We start from the raw sequence: 17,603 nt of genomic DNA, 5'->3' as shown, positions 1-17,603 counted from the left end.
TGGTCGCGATTGCGAACTAAAATTACGCAACGATTTCACGACCAAAGAGCCTATCCGGTGCCAGAGCTTTCCCTGCCGTCTGAACATTCCTCCAAGATCGGCGCGAAGGGCGGTATCAGCCTGCGCTGGCGCGTCCTGGCAGGCAATCTGATCACGAGCCTCCTGGCCGTAGCCTTCGCCGGGGCGGTCGCCTGGGGCGGATGGGGCGATCTGCGTAGCCGAGAGGCGGCCGCGCGCTCACTGACCGCCTTCGAGCTGATCATGAAGGCCAACAGCCTCATTCCGGTCGAACGTACCGCTTGGTTCGCGGTTGCGACCCCGGCCGACCCAGCCACACCCGAGAAGCTGTCCGCCCTCGACAAGACCATCGCCAACACGGATACCGCCATCAGCGTAGCCAAGGCGGCCGTTCGCGCGGCGGAGCTGCCAGCCAGGTCGATCGAAGCAGCCGAACAGGCGTTGCTGCAGACTCGCAGCGCCGGACGCCAGGCGGTGGTCCTGCCCAAGCAGCAACGCCCCGCCGACAGCCAGACGGCGATCGTGGATGGACTTGCGCGCGCCGTCGACGCTCTCACTGCGGCGACAAGCGAAGCATTGATCAGCCTGTCGCACACCGGCAGCGACATCGAGAATCTCCTGCCGTCGGCGGAACTGGCGCAAAGTGCGCAGAGCATGCGCGCCATCAATGGCGCACGCGCCGCCGTGCTCGGCCTGTTCGCCCGCAATCAGCCCTTGTCGCCGGCCCAGCGCGTCGACGTGACCGAGTTGACCGGCCAGATCGCGCTGATCTGGAAGCAGATCGAGCAGGGAGTTCACAATGCCGGAGATGCGCCGGCGCTGGTGACCGTCTTCAGCCAGGTGCGCACGACAATGATCACTGAAGCGGAGCCGCGGTTCCGGGAGGTGGTCGCAGCAGCCCGCGAGGGCCGCCCCTGCCCGGTCAGCGAGGCCGAGTGGCCCGGCTGGATCAGTCGTGTCCTGAACAGCGTGCTGGGTCTGCGGGACGCCGCCTTGGCCTTTGCTCACGAGGCCAACGACGCTGCGATTGCACAGGCGCAAATGCGGCTGACCTGGGCGCTCACGGCCCTGCTGGTCGTGCTGATCGCCTCGGTCGCCGTCGTCATCGCCGTGATGCGCCAGGTGATCGGTCCGCTGGTGCGGCTGACCGGAGCGACGCTGCGGCTTGCCGACGGCGAACTCGACGTTGCAATCCCCGACGGCCATCGCAAGGACGAGATCGGCACCATGGCCAATACGTTGCAGATCTTCAAGGACGCGCTGGTCGCGAAAAAGCTCGCCGACGAGGATGCTGCCCGTAACGCCGAAGCGCAGATCGAGCGCGGCCGCCGCGTCAACGTCATCACGCGCGATTTCGAGACCGTGATCGGCGAGATCGTGAGCACAGTGTCGTCGGCAGCCACCAAGCTCGAGGGTTCGGCAGGCACCTTGAACACGACAGCCGATCGCTCGCAGACACTGACGACGGCCGTCGCGGCTGCGTCCGAGGAGGCATCCGCCAACGTGCAATCGGTCGCTTCCGCGACTGAAGAGCTCACATCGTCGGTCAACGAGATCAGCCGGCAGGTCCAGGAATCAGCGCGCGTGGCCGGCGATGCCGTCGAGCAAGCTCGCCGCACCAATGAACGCGTCGGCGAACTGTCGCAGGCGGCCAGCCGGATCGGCGACGTCATCGAGCTCATCAACTCGATTGCAGGCCAGACAAATCTGCTGGCGCTGAACGCGACCATCGAGGCCGCGCGCGCCGGCGATGCCGGCCGCGGCTTCGCGGTGGTCGCTTCGGAGGTAAAGGCGCTGGCACAGCAGACCGCGAAGGCGACCGAGGAAATCCATCAACAGATCGGAAGTGTCCAAACCGCGACGCAGGAGTCCGTCGGCGCCATCAGGGCGATCAGCGAGACGATCGGGAGACTGTCGGAAATCTCCTCGACGATTGCCGCAGCCGTCGAGCAACAGGGCGCAGCCACGCAGGAAATTGCACGAAACGTTCAGCAGGCAGCGCACGGCACCCAGCAGGTCTCCGCCAACATCAACGACGTCCAGCAGGGCGCCAGCCAGACCGGCTCGGCCTCGTCCCAAGTGCTGACCGCCGCCCAATTGCTCGCCTCGGACTCGAGCCGCCTCAAGCTAGAGGTCGGGAAATTTCTCGAGGCCGTGCGCGCGGCCTGAGGCTGCGCGGGACTAACCCCCGCCCGGATAGTTCGGGGCCTCACGCGTGATGGTCACGTCGTGGACGTGGCTTTCGCGCAGGCCCGCGCCGGTGATGCGGACGAACTGCGCCTTGTTGTGCAGCTCGGTAAGGTCGCGGGCACCGACATAACCCATCGCGGCGCGCAGGCCGCCTGCGAGCTGGTGCATGACGTTGCCGACCGGGCCCTTGTAGGGCACCTGGCCCTCGATGCCTTCAGGCACGAGCTTGAGCGTGTCCTTGATGTCCTGCTGGAAGTAGCGGTCGGCAGATCCCCGCGCCATCGCGCCGACTGAGCCCATGCCGCGATAAGCCTTGTAGGAGCGGCCCTGCCACAGAAACACTTCGCCGGGCGTCTCGTCGGTGCCGGCGAGCAGCGAGCCGACCATGGCGATGTCGGCGCCGGCGGCGAGCGCCTTGGCGAGATCGCCGGAGAACTTGATGCCGCCGTCGGCGATGACGGGAATGTCGGCCTTCTTCGCCGCCTCGACCGCATCCATGATCGCGGTGAGTTGCGGCACGCCGACGCCGGCGACGATGCGCGTGGTGCAGATCGAGCCCGGGCCGATGCCGACCTTGATGCAATCGGCGCCCGCGTCGATCAGCGCCTGCGTACCTTCCGCAGTCGCGACGTTGCCGGCGACGACCTGTACCGAATTGGAGAGACGCTTGATGCGGTTCACGGCGTGAAGCACGTGGCGGGAATGGCCGTGCGCGGTGTCGACGACGACGAGATCGACGCCGGCATCGATCAGCCGCTCGGTACGCTCGAAGCCGGTATCGCCGACGGTGGTCGCGGCGGCAACGCGCAGGCGGCCCTGCGCGTCCTTGCAGGCGAGCGGATGGGCGACCGCCTTCTCCATGTCCTTCACGGTGATCAGGCCGACGCAGCGATACTGCTCGTCGACGACCAGCAGCTTTTCGATGCGGTGCTGATGCAGCAATCGCCGGGCTTCGTCCTGGCTGACATTTTCGCGCACCGTGACGAGATTTTCGTGCGTCATCAGCTCGGAGATTTTTTGCTGACGATTGGTCGCAAACCGCACGTCGCGGTTGGTGAGGATGCCGACCAGCTTGCCCGGTATGGACTTGGCCGCGCCGGTGACGACGGGAATGCCGGAGATGCCGTGATCGCTCATCAGCTTGAGCGCGTCGTCGAGCGTCGCTTCAGGGCTGATGGTGAGCGGATTCACCACCATGCCCGACTCGAATCTCTTGACCTGCCGCACCTGGGCGGCCTGTCCTTCGGGATCGAAATTGCGATGGATGACGCCGATGCCGCCGGCCTGCGCCATGGCGATCGCCATGCGGGCCTCAGTGACGGTGTCCATGGCGGAGGCCATGATCGGGATGTTGAGCGGAATGGCGCGGGTGACGCGGGAGCGGATGTCGACCTCGCCCGGCATGACGTCCGACAGGCCCGGCTTCAACAGCACGTCGTCGAATGTAAAGGCTTCGCGAATGCCTTGTTGCACCGTGGCCATATGCCAACTCCTTCCTGCGGCGATGCCGCAAATAGCTATGGATGAGCGCCGCCTGCGGCGTGCCTTGCGGCATCGCCGGAGAATCGGAGCCCATCGGTGGGGTTGACGCGGGTCGATAGCACGGCCGGATGACGAATCAAAGCAATTCGGATCGCTGGCCAGCCATGCACAGGCTTTTTACGTAAATTCAGCGTGGAAAGCCCGGCGGCGGGCCACCCATTGTCATTCCGTAGCGGCCTCCGGGCCCAATGGATTCCGGGCTCGCGCCAAGAGGCGCGCCCTGGAATGACGGGGGAGCGAGCGCAGGATTTAGGTGCTATGCGTCGATCCGCAATGGTCCCCGCCGGGCGGCGGTGATAAGCCGCAATTCCACCCCTCCTTCCGATTTTCATTACCAATCCGTCATGGTCGACAAGCAACGCGTCATTCCGCTGATCGTAGCCACTGCTCTGTTCATGGAGAACATGGACTCGACGGTGATCGCCACCTCGCTGCCGGCGATCGCGGCCGATATCGGCACGAGCCCGCTGACGCTCAAGCTCGCGATCACCTCCTACCTGCTGTCGCTTGCGGTGTTCATCCCGGCGAGCGGCTGGACCGCCGACCGCTTCGGCGCGCGCATGGTGTTCGCGATCGCCGTCGGCGTCTTCATGGTCGGCTCGGTCGGCTGCGCCCTCTCGACCTCCGTCACCGACTTCGTGTTCGCGCGCATCCTGCAGGGCATGGGCGGGGCGATGATGACGCCGGTCGGGCGCCTGGTGTTGCTGCGCTCGGTCGACAAGAGCGCGCTGGTCAATGCGATGGCCTGGGTGACGGTCCCGGCCATGATAGGTCCCGTGATCGGTCCGCCGCTCGGCGGCTTCATCACGACTTACGCGTCGTGGCACTGGATCTTCCTGATCAACATTCCGATCGGGCTGCTCGGCATCTTCATGGCGCTCCGCTTCATCGATCCCATCAAGAGCGAGGAGCCGGAGCCGTTCGATCTCTACGGCATGGTGCTCGCAGGCCTCGGGCTTGCCGGCATCGCGTTCGGACTGTCGGTCGCCGGTCTCAATCTGCTGCCCTGGAGCACGATCGCCGCACTGGTCGTGGGCGGATCGATCGCGATGACGCTCTATGTGCTTCACGCGCGGCGAACGGGATCGCCGGTGCTCGACTTCTCGCTGCTGAACCTCGCCACGCTGCGCGCAGCCGTTCTCGGGGGATTCCTGTTCCGTCTCGGCATCGGTGCGCTGCCGTTCCTGCTGCCGCTGCTGATGCAGATCGGCTTCGGTCTGTCGCCGTTCCATTCCGGCCTCGTCACCTTCGGCTCCTCGCTCGGTGCGATGGGCATGAAGACGCTGGCCGCGCGGATCATCCGCACCTTCGGTTTCCGCAATCTGATGACGGTGAACGCGATCATCAGCGCGTTCTTCCTCGGCGTCTGCGCGCTGTTCACGGTGACGACGCCGCTGCTGATCATCTTGGTCATCCTGGTGGTCGGCGGCTTCTTCCGCTCGCTGGAGTTCACCGCGATCAACACGGTGGCCTATGCCGAGGTCGAGCCGCCGCAGATGAGCCGTGCCACCACGCTCGTCAGCGTCAACCAGCAGCTCGCGGTCTCGGCCGGCGTCGCCGTCGGCGCTGCGTCGGTGGAGACGACGATGTGGCTCAGCCATGTCAGCGAGCTCAATGCCACCGTGTTCGCGCCGGCCTTCGTGGTGGTCGCGCTGACCTCGGCGGCGTCGAGCTGGTTCTTCTGGCAGATGCCCGACGACGCCGGCCACGAGATTTCCGGCCGCAAGGCGGTGGAGATCTCCAGCCGCAAGGGCGCAGCCAAAAGCGCGGCGAGTGCGGCCGTCAAGGCGGCGGCGGAGGATACGCAGGACGCGCGGGATCAGCGGCTGGGGTAGTTACGCAAACGGCGCAACACACTGGCTGTCGTCCCGGCGAAGGCCGGGACCCATAGCCAACGACGGATGTGGTTACAGGGACTCGGAGTTACCGTTCTCGTGCAACAACTGCTCTCTGGGGTTATGGGTCCCGGCCTTCGCCGGGACGACGGCGGTTATGTCTTCACCTCGCCCCGAAATCCCGTCGCGAGCACGTAGCGCTCGGACGAATCCGCCCGGCTGGCGGCCGGCTTCACATGGCGCACGCTCGCGAAATCGCGCTTGAGCTGGGCGAGCAGCTCGGCGTCGGCGCCGCTCTGGAACGCTTTGGCCAGGAACGTCCCGCCGGGCTTGAGCACGTCGCAGGCAAACGCGGCTGCGGTCTCGATCAGGCCGACGATGCGGAGCTGGTCGGTCTTGCGGTGACCGGTGGTGTTGGCGGCCATGTCGGACATCACGACGTCGGCGCCGCCGCCGAGCATGGCGTTGAGCTTCTCCGGAGCGTCGTTGTCCATAAAGTCGAGCTGCGCGAAGTCGACGCCGGCAATCTCGGGCATGTCCAGCAGGTCGATCGCGACGACCTTGCCCTTGCCGTCGATCGAGCCGACGCGCTTGGCCGCGATCTGGCTCCAGCCGCCCGGCGCAGCACCAAGATCGACCACAGCCATGCCGTGCTTCAGCAGGCGGTATTTGTCGTCGATCTCAAGCAGCTTGAACGCGGCGCGCGAGCGATAGCCGAGCGCCTTGGCCTTGACGACATAGGGATCGTTGAGTTGCCGCTCCAGCCAGAGCTTTGACGACAATTTGCGCTTGCCGCCGGTCTTGACCTGGACGTGCAAGCGGCCGGTGGTGTCCTTGGCCATCTCACCAGCTCCTGAGCGCGCCGTCCTCGCGCATCATCTCGACCAGCATGCCTTCGCGCAGGCCCCGGTCGGCGACGCGCAGGCGTGGCAGCGGAAAGGCGCGGCGGATCGCATCGAGAATGGCGCAGCCGGCCAGCACGAGGTCGGCCCGCTCGATGCTGATGCAGCTGTTGTTGGCGCGCTCCTCATAGCTCATGCCGAGCAGCTTGCTGATGGTCGCGGTGATGTCGGTATCGTTCATCCAGATGCTGTCGATGCGGCGGCGGTCATAGCGCGCGAGGTTGAGATGGATTCCGGCGAGCGTCGTCACCGTGCCGGAGGTGCCGAGCAGATGCATGTCGGTGAGATCGCCGCCGTGAGCTTGCGCGAACGGCGCGACATGGTTGGCGACCTCCTGCTCCATCGCAGCATAGATCTCCGGCGTCACGTCGCGGCCGCCGAACTGTTCGGCCAGCGTCACCACGCCGAGCGGGATCGACATCCAGGCTTTGATCCGCGGTTCCGGATTCGTGGGATCGCGTTCGATCCGCACCAGCTCGGTCGAGCCGCCGCCGATGTCGAACAGGATCGCGCCCCGTCCCCTCGGATCGACCAGCGGCGAGCAGCCGAGCACGGCGAGGGCCGCCTCGGTCTCGCGGTTGATGACCTCGAGCTCAATCCCGGTCTCGGCCGCGACGCGGCTGCGGAAGCCTTCCGCGTTCGAGGCCGCGCGGCAGGCTTCGGTGGCGATCAGCCGCAGCCTTCGTGCTTTGCGCAGATTGATCTTGTCGCGGCAGATGCTGAGCGCGACGATGGCGCGCTCGATCGCGGCCTCGCTGATGCATCCGGTCGCCGAGACGCCCTCGCCGAGCCGGATGATGCGCGAAAAGGAATCGACCACGCGAAAGCCGTCGCTGGTCGGACAGGCGATCAGGAGCCTGCAATTGTTGGTGCCGAGGTCCAGCGCCGCGTAGACGCCGGTTCCCGGCGCTTGCGCGACGACGGCCGGTTCGGGGGCCAACGCCACCGCCGCCATCGACCCCTCGAGCTCACCGTGCGGCGCAAGGCCGTCGCGGAGCCGCGTGTGGTCATTCATACAAAACTGTCTTTCCGCGGCCGGTTGGGCCGATCTGGAATTGCTTTTTCGCCTGAAACATTAGCAGCGCGTCAGCCCTGCGCAACAACGCATCACATGGGACCATGTCCATTCGTGCGTTGTCGTGAACGGGTCGGTGGGTTATTTGAAGGGACCCGGTTGCCCCAGGGCGCCCACAAAACGCGCAATTGCCGGCCTTTCAGGTCATTTCCATGCAAGAACACACCAAATCCTCCACGCTCGAAAACGCTATTGCACTGCAAAAGTACGGCGTCGGGCAGCCGGTCCGCCGCAAGGAGGACGACACGCTGGTACGCGGCAAGGGCCGCTATACCGACGATTTCAACCTGCCCGGCCAGGCCTATGCCGTGGTCGTCCGCTCGACCCATGCCCATGGAATCATCCGTAGCCTCAACACCGACGCCGCCAGGGCGATGCCGGGCGTGCTCGGCGCGTGGACGGGCAAAGACCTCGATGCGGCCGGCTACGGCCCCTTCACCTGCGGCCTGCCGCTGAAGAGCCGCGACGGCTCGCCCCTGCTCCAGACCAACCGCCAGCCGCTCGCGACCGACAAGGTCCGCTTCGTCGGCGATCCCATCGCCTTCGTGGTGGCGGCAACGCTGGCGCAGGCACGTGACGCAGCCGAGGCGGTCGAGGTCGATATCGAGCCGCTGCCGGCGGTGACGGACCCCGAGGAAGCCGCCCGGCCCGGCGCGCCGCTTCTTTACGACCACATCCCGAACAACGTCGCGCTCGACTACCACTATGGCGACATGGAGAAGGTGAACGCGGCCTTTGCCAGCGCCGCCCATGTCACCAAGGTCGACATCGAGAACACCCGCGTCGCCGTGGTCTCGATGGAGCCGCGCGTAGGTCTTGCCTCCTACGACAAGACCACCGAGCGTTACACCATCCAAATGCCGACGCAGGGTGTCGCCGGCAACCGCGCCAATCTCGCCAAGAACCTGAAGGTGCCGAACGAGAAGGTGCGGATTCTCACCGCCAATGTCGGCGGCTCCTTCGGCATGAAGAACGTCAACTATCCCGAATACATGTGCATCCTGTACGCGGCGAAGGAACTGGGACGTCCGGTGAAGTGGCTCGACGAGCGCTCGACCAGCTTCCTCTCCGACAGCCACGGCCGTGCGCAAAAAATTCATGCCGAGCTCGCGCTCGATGCCGACGGCCATTTCCTCGCGGCAAAGCTCTCGGGCTATGGCAATCTCGGCGCCTACATCACCGGTGTTTCGCCGGGGCCGCTCTCGCTCAACACCGGCAAGAACTTTTCCAGCGTCTACCGCACGCCGCTGATGGGCGTCGACATCAAGACGGTTTTGACCAACACCACGCTGATGGGCGCCTATCGCGGCGCCGGCCGGCCCGAAGCCAACTACTACATGGAGCGGCTGATCGACCGTGCCGCCGACGAGATGGGCATCAACCGGCTGACCCTGCGCAAGCGCAACTTCATCAAGCCGAATCAGATGCCGTTCCCGGCCTCATCAGGCGTCACCTATGACAGCGGCGATTTCCAGGCGGTGTTCAACAAGGCGCTGGACATCTCCGACCACGAGAATTTCGCCAAGCGCCGGAAAGAGAGCAAGAAGGCCGGCAAGCTGCGCGGCATCGCGGTCGGCTCCTATCTCGAGGTCACAGCGCCGCCGAGCCCCGAGCTCGGCAAGATCGTGTTCGATCCCGATGGCAGCGTGCAGCTCATCACCGGCACGCTCGACTACGGCCAGGGCCACGCCACGCCGTTCGCGCAGGTGCTGTGCGCGCAGCTCGGCGTGCCCTTCGAGAGCGTCAAGCTCGTGCAGGGCGACAGCGACATCGTCCACACCGGCAACGGCACCGGCGGCTCGCGCTCGATCACGGCGACCGGACAGGCCATCGTGGAATCCTCGAAACTCGTGATCGAAAAAGGCAAGCGCGCCGCCGCGCACATGCTGGAAGCCTCCGAGGCCGACATCGAATTCGCCGACGGCAGTTTTACCATCGCCGGCACCGACCGCAGCATCGACATCATGGAGCTGGCCAAACGCCTGCATGACGGCAAGACGCCGGACGGCGTGCCTGACAGCCTCGACGTCGACCACACCAGCGAGCCGGTACCGTCGGCCTTTCCGAACGGCTGCCACGTCGCCGAGGTCGAGGTCGACCCTGACACCGGCGTGGTGCAGATCGTGCGCTACAGCGCGGTGAACGATTTCGGCACCGTGATCAATCCGCTGCTGGTCGAGGGTCAGCTCCATGGCGGCGTCGTCCAGGGCATTGGACAAGCGCTGATGGAGCACGTCCGCTACGACGAGAGCGGCCAGCCGATCACGGGCTCGCTGATGGACTACGCCCTGCCCCGCGCCGAGGACGTGCCGTTCATGGCGGTCGGCGACCATCCGGTGCCGGCCAAGAGCAATCCCTTGGGCACCAAGGGCTGCGGCGAAGCCGGCTGCGCCGGCAGCCTGTCGACCGTGGTGAACGCGGTGATCGATGCACTCTCCGAGTGCGGCATCAAGCACATCGACATGCCGCTGACGCCGGAGCGCGTCTGGCGCGCGATCCAGGACGCGAAAGGCAAGGCGGCGTAAGGGGCGCTCTTCCGCTTCGACAACAGTAGCTGTCATCGCCCGCGAAGGCGGGCGATCCAGTACTCCGAGACATTTGTGATAGACCGCGAGGCCGCGGCGTACTGGATTCCCCGCCTTCGCGGGGAATGACAGCGAATGACGCGCTGTGCCCCTTCCCTACGCCGCCGCCTGCTCGCGCGGCTGGTAGATCGCGATGTGCTGGCAGTGCGCGAGCGGCGTCGTGCCGTTGGCGACGACCAGCGCTTCGAGCTCGACGAAGCGGTGGCCCTTTTTCTCGTAGTTCGCGGTGACTTTTGCCCGCGCGGTGATCTCGTCGCCCGCCTGCGCCGGCGACAGCAATTGCATGCGGCTGCCGACGTGAATCCACGGGCCCAGAATGGTGTTGTCGACCAGCACGCGGTTCATGACGCGCTGGATCAGGCCGGGATGGCCGAGCCCCTCTCGCGCAAAGATCGGATCGGCTTCCCGGATGTCGGCGAGATAGCCAGACGCGTCCTGCCCGGCCCAGCGGCGCGGCATCGTGCCGAGCCATTTGCCGACCTCGAAGATGGCCGGGCTGACCGGCTTGCGGTCGGCGACCGGCGATACCTCGACATAGTCGCTCAGCGACACCGCGGATGCCGTCTCCGGGAGCGTGGCCGTGCCTGTGGCGCAGAGCTCGCTGCGGCTGAACACCTCGATCGTGAGCAGGCCGTTGTGCTCGGTCGCATCGACATCGGCGGTCTCGCCGTCATAGACCGGCTTGGTGAACCGCGCCTCGATCAGCCCGCGCGACAGGAAATCGCGGCCCCAACGGGCGACCGGCACATGCATCATGTAGGCGAAGACATCGACGCCCGGGACCAGCCCGCCGGAAAAGCCGAAGCGGCGCGCCACCGTGTGGTCATGCATCTTGTTTTCGGACTGCTTGGCGGTGTTGTAGGCCTCGACGCGGTAGGTTTCGAGCCGGTTCGGCATGGCTGCGCTTTCCCTAAGTTCTTGCCCTGTATTCTTGTTATTTCGAGGCCGATCGTAGGCCCTGAGGAACCGGGGTCAATCCCCTCGCATTTGGCGCCCGAATGGGGTACCACGCGCGTGCTGCGGAACCGCTTCGCATGCCCCATTTACGGACAATGACGAACCCTCTCAGCACCACTCGCATCTATGTCGACGCCGACGCCTGTCCGGTCAAGGACGAGATTTATCGCGTCGCCGGCCGGCACGGCTTGCCCGTGAGCGTGGTCGCGGGCAATTTCATCCGCGTACCCCAGGATCCCCTGATCGAGCGCATCGCGGCCGGCGCCGGCATGGATGCGGCCGACGACTGGATCGCCGAACGCGCCGGGCCCGGCGATATCGTCATCACCGCGGATATCCCGCTCGCAAGCCGTTGCGTGAAGACCGGCGCCGACGTGATCGCGCCGAATGGAAAACCTTTCACGGAGGAGTCGATCGGGATGACGCTCGCGGTGCGCAATTTGATGACGGATTTGCGCTCTGCCGGCGAAGTGACCGGCGGTCCGCGATCGTTTGCACCGCGCGACCGCTCGACGTTCCTGTCGATGCTCGACCAAACCATCCGCCGCATCCAGCGCCGCAGCGCCGACCAGGCCGCAACAAGACAGGACTGAGACACCGCATGGCGCCACCGCTGATTCAACTACGCGATATCAAGCTGACCTTTGGCGGCACGCCGCTCCTGGCGGGCGTCGAGCTGTCGGTTTCGAACGGCGAGCGCGTCTGCCTGATCGGCCGCAACGGTTCCGGCAAATCGACGCTGCTCAAGATCGCCGCCGGCCTGGTCGAACCGGATGGCGGAAGCCGTTTCGTGCAGCCCGGCGCCACCATCCGCTACCTGCCGCAGGAGCCGGATTTTTCCGGCTTCTCCACCACGCTGGCGTATGTCGAGGCTGGCCTCAATGCCGGCGACGATCACTATCAGGCGCGCTATTTGATCGAACAGCTCGGTCTCAGCGGCGAAGAAGATCCGGCGCATGTCTCCGGCGGCGAAGCGCGCCGCGCCGCGCTGGCGCGCGTGCTCGCGCCCTCACCCGATATCCTGCTACTGGACGAGCCGACCAACCATCTGGATCTTCCGACCATCGAATGGCTGGAGGGCGAACTGGAGAGCCGCCGCTGCGCGCTGGTGATCATCAGCCACGATCGGCGCTTCCTGTCCAACCTGTCTCGCAGCACCGCCTGGCTCGACCGCGGCCAGATCCGGCAGATCGACCGCGGCTTTAGTGCCTTTGAGGCCTGGCGCGATGAGGTGCTCGCGGAAGAAGAGCGCGACCAGCACAAGCTCGACCGCAAGATCGTCAACGAGGAGCACTGGTTGCGCTACGGCGTCTCGGGCCGCCGCAAGCGCAACGTCAAGCGGCTCGGCAATCTTCACGCGCTGCGCGACCAGCGGCGCGACTATCGCGGCGCGACGGGCAACGCCAACCTCGCGGCCGCCGAAGCCGACAAGTCCGGCAAACTCGTCATTGAGGCCAAGAATATCAGCCGGTCCTATGGCGAGCGAAAGATCGTCGACGGCTTCTCGATCCGAGTCCAGCGCGGCGACCGCATCGGCATCGTCGGCCCGAACGGCGCCGGTAAGACCACGCTGATCGAGATGCTGACCGGCGGCACCGCACCGGACAGCGGCAGCATCCGCCTCGGTGCCAACATCGAGATGGCGACGCTCGACCAGCATCGCGAAAGTCTCGATCCCAAGTCGACGCTGGCCGAGGCGCTGACCGGCGGTCGCGGCGACCATGTCATGGTCGGCGGCAAGCCGAAGCATGTCGTCAGCTACATGAAGGACTTTTTGTTCGCCCAGGAACAGATGCGCACGCCGCTGGAGGTGCTTTCCGGGGGCGAGCGTGGCCGGCTCATGCTGGCACGCGCGCTGGCAAAGCCCTCCAACCTGCTGGTGCTGGACGAGCCGACCAACGACCTCGACCTCGAGACCCTCGACGTCCTCGAGGAAATGCTCGGCGACTACGAGGGCACGGTGATTCTGATCAGCCATGATCGCGATTTTCTCGACCGCGTGGTGACGTCGGTGATCGTGCCCGAGGGCAACGGACGCTGGCTCGAATATGCCGGCGGTTACACCGACATGCTGTCCCAGCGCGGCGCCGACGTGAAGCGCGCGACGGCGAAGGCCGCCGAAGAGAAGAGAGAGTCACGGTCAGTGACGCCTTCCAGAGTGACCAAACGACGACTGACCTTCAACGAGCAGCATGCGCTGGAGACGCTGCCCAAGACCATCGCCAAGCTGCAATCCGAAATCGCCAAGCAGCAGCGCTTCCTTGACGACCCCGATCTCTTCCGCAAGGATCGCAAGCGCTTCGACCAGGCCTCTGACGCTCTGACGAAGGCGCAAAAGGAATTGGCCGAGGCCGAGGACAAATGGCTGGAGCTCGAAGTGCTCCGCGAAGAGATAGAACAGGCTTAACCCATGACAACTCCCCTCGCCGCTAAGATCGCCCGCGAATACGGCACGCCCTGCGCCGTCATCGACATGGACAAGGTCGAGCGCAACATCGCGCGGATTCAGAAGGCCTGCGACGACGCCGGTGTCGCCAACCGGCCGCACATCAAGACGCACAAGAACCCGACGATCGCGAAGATGCAGGTCGCGGGCGGCGCCAAGGGCATCACCTGCCAGAAACTCGGCGAGGCCGAGATCATGGCCAATGCCGGCATCGACGACATCCTGATCAGCTACAATCTGCTGGGAGAAGAGAAGATGGCGCGGCTCGGTGCGCTGCAAGCCAAGGCCAACATGACGGTGGCCGCCGACAATTCGACCGTCGTCGCCGGCCTGCCCAAGGCTGCGGCCGCTTCAGGCCGACCGCTGTCCGTCGTCGTTGAATGCGACACAGGCCGCAAGCGCGCGGGCGTCGAGACGCCGGCCGAGGCGATTGCATTGGCGCGCGAGATCGCCGGGTCCAAGGGACTCGAGTTCGCCGGCTTCATGCTGTATCCGACAGAGACCGGCTGGGCCGACGCGCAGAAGTTTTACGACGAGGCGCTCGCCGGCGTGCGCGCGCACGGGCTCGATGCAAAAATCGTCTCCACCGGCGGCACACCGAACCTCGTCAATATCGGCAAGCTCAAGGGCGGCACCGAGCATCGCTTCGGCACCTATATCTACAACGACCGCATGCAGGTCGCCGCTGGCTCCGCCACCTGGGACGACTGCGCGCTGCACATCTACTCGACGGTGGTGAGCCGCGCCGCGCCCGAGCGCGGAATCCTCGACGCCGGCTCGAAGACGCTGACAACGGACACCGGCGGCCTCGATGGCCACGGCCTGATCCTCGAGCACCCCGAAGCCAAGATCGCGCGCTTCGCCGAGGAGCACGGCTTCCTCGACTTGTCCCGCAGCAACACGCGGCCGAATGTCGGCGATGTCGTGCGCATCGTGCCCAATCATGTTTGCGTCGTCGTCAACATGATGGACGAGGTCGTGATGGTGCGCGGCGAGGAGATCATCGGCACGCTGCCGGTGGCGGCGCGGGGGAAGCTGCGGTAAGGATGCGCTCTCGTAGGGTGGGCAAAGCGAAGCGTGCCCACCATCGCGATCAACACAAGCGGTGACATGGTGGGCACGGCGCTTCGCGCCTTTGCCCACCCTACGATTTGGCTAGCCACGCCAAAACACCCCTGCCCGCAGCGGCCCCCGTCGCGAACGACGCTTGCAACAGATAGCCGCCGGTTGGCGCCTCCCAGTCCAGCATCTCGCCGGCGGCGAAAACGCCGGGCAGTTTGTGGATCATGAAGTCTTCGTCGATCTCGCCGAACGTCACTCCGCCTGCGGTCGAGATCGCGCGGGCGATCGGCGCGACGCCGGTGAGCTGAACCGGAATCCCATTGATCAGCTCTGCGAGATCGGCCGGTGAGAACGAGGCCAGCGGCCGGCCGGATGCGATGGCGGCCTCTTGCATCAGGCCGATGCCGACCGGCGACACTTGCGCAGCCTTGCGCAGGAAATTTGCGAGTGATTGCTTGCCGCGCGTGCCCGATAGACGCGTCGTCAGCATGGCGACGTCGAGGTCGGGCCGCAATGCGATCGTAAGCCGCGCCTGCCCGACACTCAGCACCGCCTCGCGCAGCTCCGACGACAGCGCATAGATCGCGCCGCCCTCGATGCCGCTGCGGGTGATCATGGCTTCGCCGCGCACCGTGTGCGCACCGATCGTCAACGCCACGCCCTTGAGCGGCTGGCCCTCGAAACGATCACGGAACACATCGGACCATGCGACCGTGAAACCGGAATTCGCCGGCCGCAGTTTTGAAATGGCAACGCCCCTCGCAGCGAGATAATCGATCCATGCGCCATCGGAGCCCAGCCGCGGCCAGCTTGCGCCGCCGAGTGCAAGCACCGTTGCCTTGGTGGCGATGGCAAGCATGCCATCGGCTGTTTGAAATCTTAGCCGCCCCTGCTCGTCCCAGCCGGTCCAGCGATGACGAAAGGCAAAGCGGACCCCGGCGGCATCGAGCCGGCGAAGCCAGGCGCGCAGCAAGGGCGAGGCCTTGAACGCTTTTGGAAACACACGGCCGCTGGAGCCGACGAAGGTCGGCTCACCCAGCGCCTCGCTCCAGGCGCGCAACGCATCGGGCGGAAATGCCTCGATCGCGTCTTTCAGCTTTGGTGCGGCCTCGCGATAGCGCGCAAAGAACTGCGGCAGGGGTTCGCTGTGGGTAAGATTGAGACCGCCGCGGCCAGCCATCAGGAATTTGCGACCCGCGGACGGCATGGCGTCGTAGACGGTGACGCGGGCGCCGCCCTGCGCCAGCACCTCGGCCGCCATCAACCCGGCGGGACCGGCGCCGATGACGGCGACGTCCGTCAGAGCTTAACTCCCGCGCGCGCCGCGGCCTGTGCGACGTATTTCTGTGTCTGCTCGAACGCGCCCGTCAGCGCCTTGGCCTTCGACATGTCGCTGATCTCGGCAAAATGCGCGGCGACCGCATCCGGCGTCCATTCGGCCTCCGGCAGGTTGATGCCCTCGCTCTCAACAATCTTGATCACGGCGAAGGACCCTGCGCCGGCGCCCATGATGGTGCGGGTGGGCGCGTCCTCGCTGAGCATATATTCGACCGCGGGCGTGATCGCGTTCGGCTTCATCAGTTGCAGCGCCTGCGGCGGCAGCAGCTCTTCAGTCATGCGGGTCGCCGCCGTCGGCGAGATGATGTTGACGCGGATGTTGGTCTTGCGGCCTTCTTCCGCGAGCACATTCATCAACCCGACCATGCCGGACTTCGCCGCGCCGTAATTGGCCTGGCCGAAATTGCCGTAGAGGCCGGAGGACGACGTCGTCAGCACGATGCGGCCGTAGTTGCGGTCGCGCATGCCGGCCCAAGCTGCCTTGCAGCAATAGAAAGTGCCGACGAGATGCACGTCGAGCACCTTCTGGAAATCGGCCGCTTCCATCTTGCCGAACGACTTGTCGCGCAAAATGCCGGCATTGGCGCACATCAGGTCGACGCTGCCCCACTCCCTGGTGGCGCGCTCAACCATCGCGGTGACCTGCTCGAAATTCGAGACGTCGGCGCCATCGGCCATCGCGGTGCCGCCGGCCTTGCGGATCTCCTCGACCACGGCTTCGGCCGGCGAGAGCGAGCCGCCGCTGCCGTCGCGCGCGCCGCCGAAATCGTTGACCACGACCTTGGCGCCGCGGCTCGCCAATCCCAGCGCATGCGCCCGTCCGAGGCCATTGCCCGCGCCGGTGACGATGGCGACGCGTCCGTCAAACCTGATTGCCATGAGTGCTTCCTTTCTTCCTTCTCCCCTTGTGGGAGAAGGTGGCGCGAAGCGCCGGATGAGGGGTCTGTCTCAGCAGATGAGCGTGTGGAGAGAGACCCCTCACCCGGCTTCATCTCGCTCCGCTCGATTTCGCCACCCTCTCCCGCAAGGAGGGCTTTGCATAATCGGCTGCACGTGATTCTTTGAATCATGGCTGATTCTAGCGAGGGGAGCCATGGTTGAGCGCAATGTCGGTCAGATGAGCTTGGCGGATGGCCTGGTTCGGGCACCGCGAAGCAGCATCCTGGATGAGGTGGAGGCTGTTGTGGATTGGGCGCCGCTGCGCTCGCTGCTTGGCAAGCGGGGCGGCGATGGTGCCGGCAACAGCAGCTATCCGGCGGAAGTCTTGCTTCGCTGCTTGCTCGCCGGGATCTGGCACAATCTGTCTGATCCCGCGCTGGAAGCGGCCATTGCAGACCGGTTGTCGTTCCGCCGCTTTGTTGGTCTGAGCCTGCACGATCAGACCCCGGATCACACGACATTGTGGCGGTTTCGGCAGGAACTCGCCAAGGACGGTCTGATCGAGAAGATCTTCACTGAGATCAATCGGCAGTTGGAGGCCAAGAAGCTGATCCTCAAGCAGGGAACGCTGGTCGACGCCTCGTTAATCGCGGCACGAGCCACTCCGCCCCGCAAGGCACGCAAGGATGGCGAGGATACGCCACCCAAACCATCTGCGGATCGCGATGCTCGCTGGGGCCGGAAAGGCAAAAAGAGCGTGTTCGGCTATAAAAT

Annotated in this window: 13 protein-coding genes; 7 read left to right on the top strand and 6 right to left on the bottom strand. The window is 65.5% G+C overall.

All coding sequences use genetic code 11. The features are described from left to right. The first annotated feature begins 57 nt into the window (after positions 1 to 57). Positions 58 to 2,187: a methyl-accepting chemotaxis protein gene (locus UB31_RS01255; RefSeq protein ID WP_245305929.1), complete on the top strand. Its 2,130-nt coding sequence runs from the start codon at positions 58 to 60 to the stop codon at positions 2,185 to 2,187. A 12-nt stretch (positions 2,188 to 2,199) separates the two neighbouring features. Here UB31_RS01255 and guaB read toward each other — a convergent pair whose 3' ends face one another. Continuing rightward, positions 2,200 to 3,690 (bottom strand): IMP dehydrogenase, encoded by a 1,491-nt coding sequence (gene guaB / locus UB31_RS01250; protein ID WP_045000518.1) that lies wholly within the window; start codon positions 3,688 to 3,690, stop codon positions 2,200 to 2,202. 404 nt (positions 3,691 to 4,094) lie between these two features. Between guaB and UB31_RS01245 the strand changes: the two genes are divergently transcribed. Continuing rightward, a complete protein-coding gene (locus tag UB31_RS01245) occupies positions 4,095 to 5,585 on the top strand; it encodes an MFS transporter (protein ID WP_045000520.1) in 1,491 nt (496 codons plus the stop codon). 155 nt (positions 5,586 to 5,740) lie between these two features. On the opposite strand, the gene UB31_RS01240 is transcribed toward UB31_RS01245, so the two are convergent. After that, positions 5,741 to 6,427 (bottom strand): RlmE family RNA methyltransferase, encoded by a 687-nt coding sequence (locus tag UB31_RS01240; RefSeq protein WP_045009517.1) that lies wholly within the window; start codon positions 6,425 to 6,427, stop codon positions 5,741 to 5,743. A 1-nt stretch (position 6,428) separates the two neighbouring features. Continuing rightward, positions 6,429 to 7,502, bottom strand: a complete 1,074-nt coding sequence (locus UB31_RS01235) for a Ppx/GppA phosphatase family protein (protein ID WP_045009516.1) — start codon at positions 7,500 to 7,502, stop codon at positions 6,429 to 6,431. Positions 7,503 to 7,714: 212 nt separating this feature from the next. Between UB31_RS01235 and UB31_RS01230 the strand changes: the two genes are divergently transcribed. Then, positions 7,715 to 10,087 (top strand): xanthine dehydrogenase family protein molybdopterin-binding subunit, encoded by a 2,373-nt coding sequence (locus UB31_RS01230; RefSeq protein WP_045009515.1) that lies wholly within the window; start codon positions 7,715 to 7,717, stop codon positions 10,085 to 10,087. Between the two features lie 156 nt (positions 10,088 to 10,243). Here UB31_RS01230 and UB31_RS01225 read toward each other — a convergent pair whose 3' ends face one another. After that, on the bottom strand, positions 10,244 to 11,044 hold the full coding sequence (locus UB31_RS01225; protein WP_045009514.1) for a hotdog family protein: 801 nt from the start codon (positions 11,042 to 11,044) through the stop codon (positions 10,244 to 10,246). Positions 11,045 to 11,199: 155 nt separating this feature from the next. Between UB31_RS01225 and UB31_RS01220 the strand changes: the two genes are divergently transcribed. The 3 genes from UB31_RS01220 to UB31_RS01210 are packed head-to-tail and all read left to right on the top strand — an operon-like array spanning position 11,200 to position 14,594. Further along, a complete protein-coding gene (locus UB31_RS01220; protein ID WP_045000530.1) occupies positions 11,200 to 11,697 on the top strand; it encodes a YaiI/YqxD family protein in 498 nt (165 codons plus the stop codon). Positions 11,698 to 11,705: 8 nt separating this feature from the next. Continuing rightward, a complete protein-coding gene (locus UB31_RS01215; RefSeq protein WP_045009513.1) occupies positions 11,706 to 13,511 on the top strand; it encodes an ABC-F family ATP-binding cassette domain-containing protein in 1,806 nt (601 codons plus the stop codon). Positions 13,512 to 13,514: 3 nt separating this feature from the next. Further along, positions 13,515 to 14,594, top strand: a complete 1,080-nt coding sequence (locus UB31_RS01210) for a D-TA family PLP-dependent enzyme (protein WP_045009512.1) — start codon at positions 13,515 to 13,517, stop codon at positions 14,592 to 14,594. A gap of 100 nt (positions 14,595 to 14,694) precedes the next feature. Here UB31_RS01210 and UB31_RS01205 read toward each other — a convergent pair whose 3' ends face one another. Further along, complete coding sequence (locus tag UB31_RS01205; RefSeq protein WP_082078368.1) at positions 14,695 to 15,915, bottom strand: BaiN/RdsA family NAD(P)/FAD-dependent oxidoreductase; 1,221 nt, start codon at positions 15,913 to 15,915, stop codon at positions 14,695 to 14,697. Beyond that, complete coding sequence (locus tag UB31_RS01200; RefSeq protein ID WP_045009510.1) at positions 15,912 to 16,829, bottom strand: SDR family NAD(P)-dependent oxidoreductase; 918 nt, start codon at positions 16,827 to 16,829, stop codon at positions 15,912 to 15,914. The genes UB31_RS01205 and UB31_RS01200 overlap by 4 nt, the downstream gene beginning before the upstream one ends. Before the next feature lie 214 nt (positions 16,830 to 17,043). On the opposite strand from UB31_RS01200, the gene UB31_RS01195 reads away from it, so the two are divergent. Beyond that, positions 17,044 to 17,603 (top strand): IS5/IS1182 family transposase (locus tag UB31_RS01195; protein WP_045009489.1); only part of this gene is annotated, 560 nt, incomplete at its 3' end.

Origin of the sequence: Bradyrhizobium sp. LTSP849 (assembly GCF_000938255.1) — a bacterium.
Lineage (GTDB): Bacteria > Pseudomonadota > Alphaproteobacteria > Rhizobiales > Xanthobacteraceae > Bradyrhizobium.
The sequence above is the reverse complement of the archived record's forward strand: the minus strand, read 5'-3'. Positions and strand labels throughout refer to the sequence as shown.

Coding starts and splice junctions, on each gene's coding strand:
- UB31_RS01210 (WP_045009512.1), top strand. CDS start 13,515: ATGACAACTCCCCTCGCCGCTAAGATCGCCCGCGAATACGGCACGCCC.
- UB31_RS01225 (WP_045009514.1), bottom strand. CDS start 11,044: ATGCCGAACCGGCTCGAAACCTACCGCGTCGAGGCCTACAACACCGCC.
- UB31_RS01220 (WP_045000530.1), top strand. CDS start 11,200: ATGACGAACCCTCTCAGCACCACTCGCATCTATGTCGACGCCGACGCC.
- UB31_RS01200 (WP_045009510.1), bottom strand. CDS start 16,829: ATGGCAATCAGGTTTGACGGACGCGTCGCCATCGTCACCGGCGCGGGC.
- UB31_RS01245 (WP_045000520.1), top strand. CDS start 4,095: ATGGTCGACAAGCAACGCGTCATTCCGCTGATCGTAGCCACTGCTCTG.
- guaB (WP_045000518.1), bottom strand. CDS start 3,690: ATGGCCACGGTGCAACAAGGCATTCGCGAAGCCTTTACATTCGACGAC.
- UB31_RS01235 (WP_045009516.1), bottom strand. CDS start 7,502: ATGAATGACCACACGCGGCTCCGCGACGGCCTTGCGCCGCACGGTGAG.
- UB31_RS01230 (WP_045009515.1), top strand. CDS start 7,715: ATGCAAGAACACACCAAATCCTCCACGCTCGAAAACGCTATTGCACTG.
- UB31_RS01240 (WP_045009517.1), bottom strand. CDS start 6,427: ATGGCCAAGGACACCACCGGCCGCTTGCACGTCCAGGTCAAGACCGGC.
- UB31_RS01215 (WP_045009513.1), top strand. CDS start 11,706: ATGGCGCCACCGCTGATTCAACTACGCGATATCAAGCTGACCTTTGGC.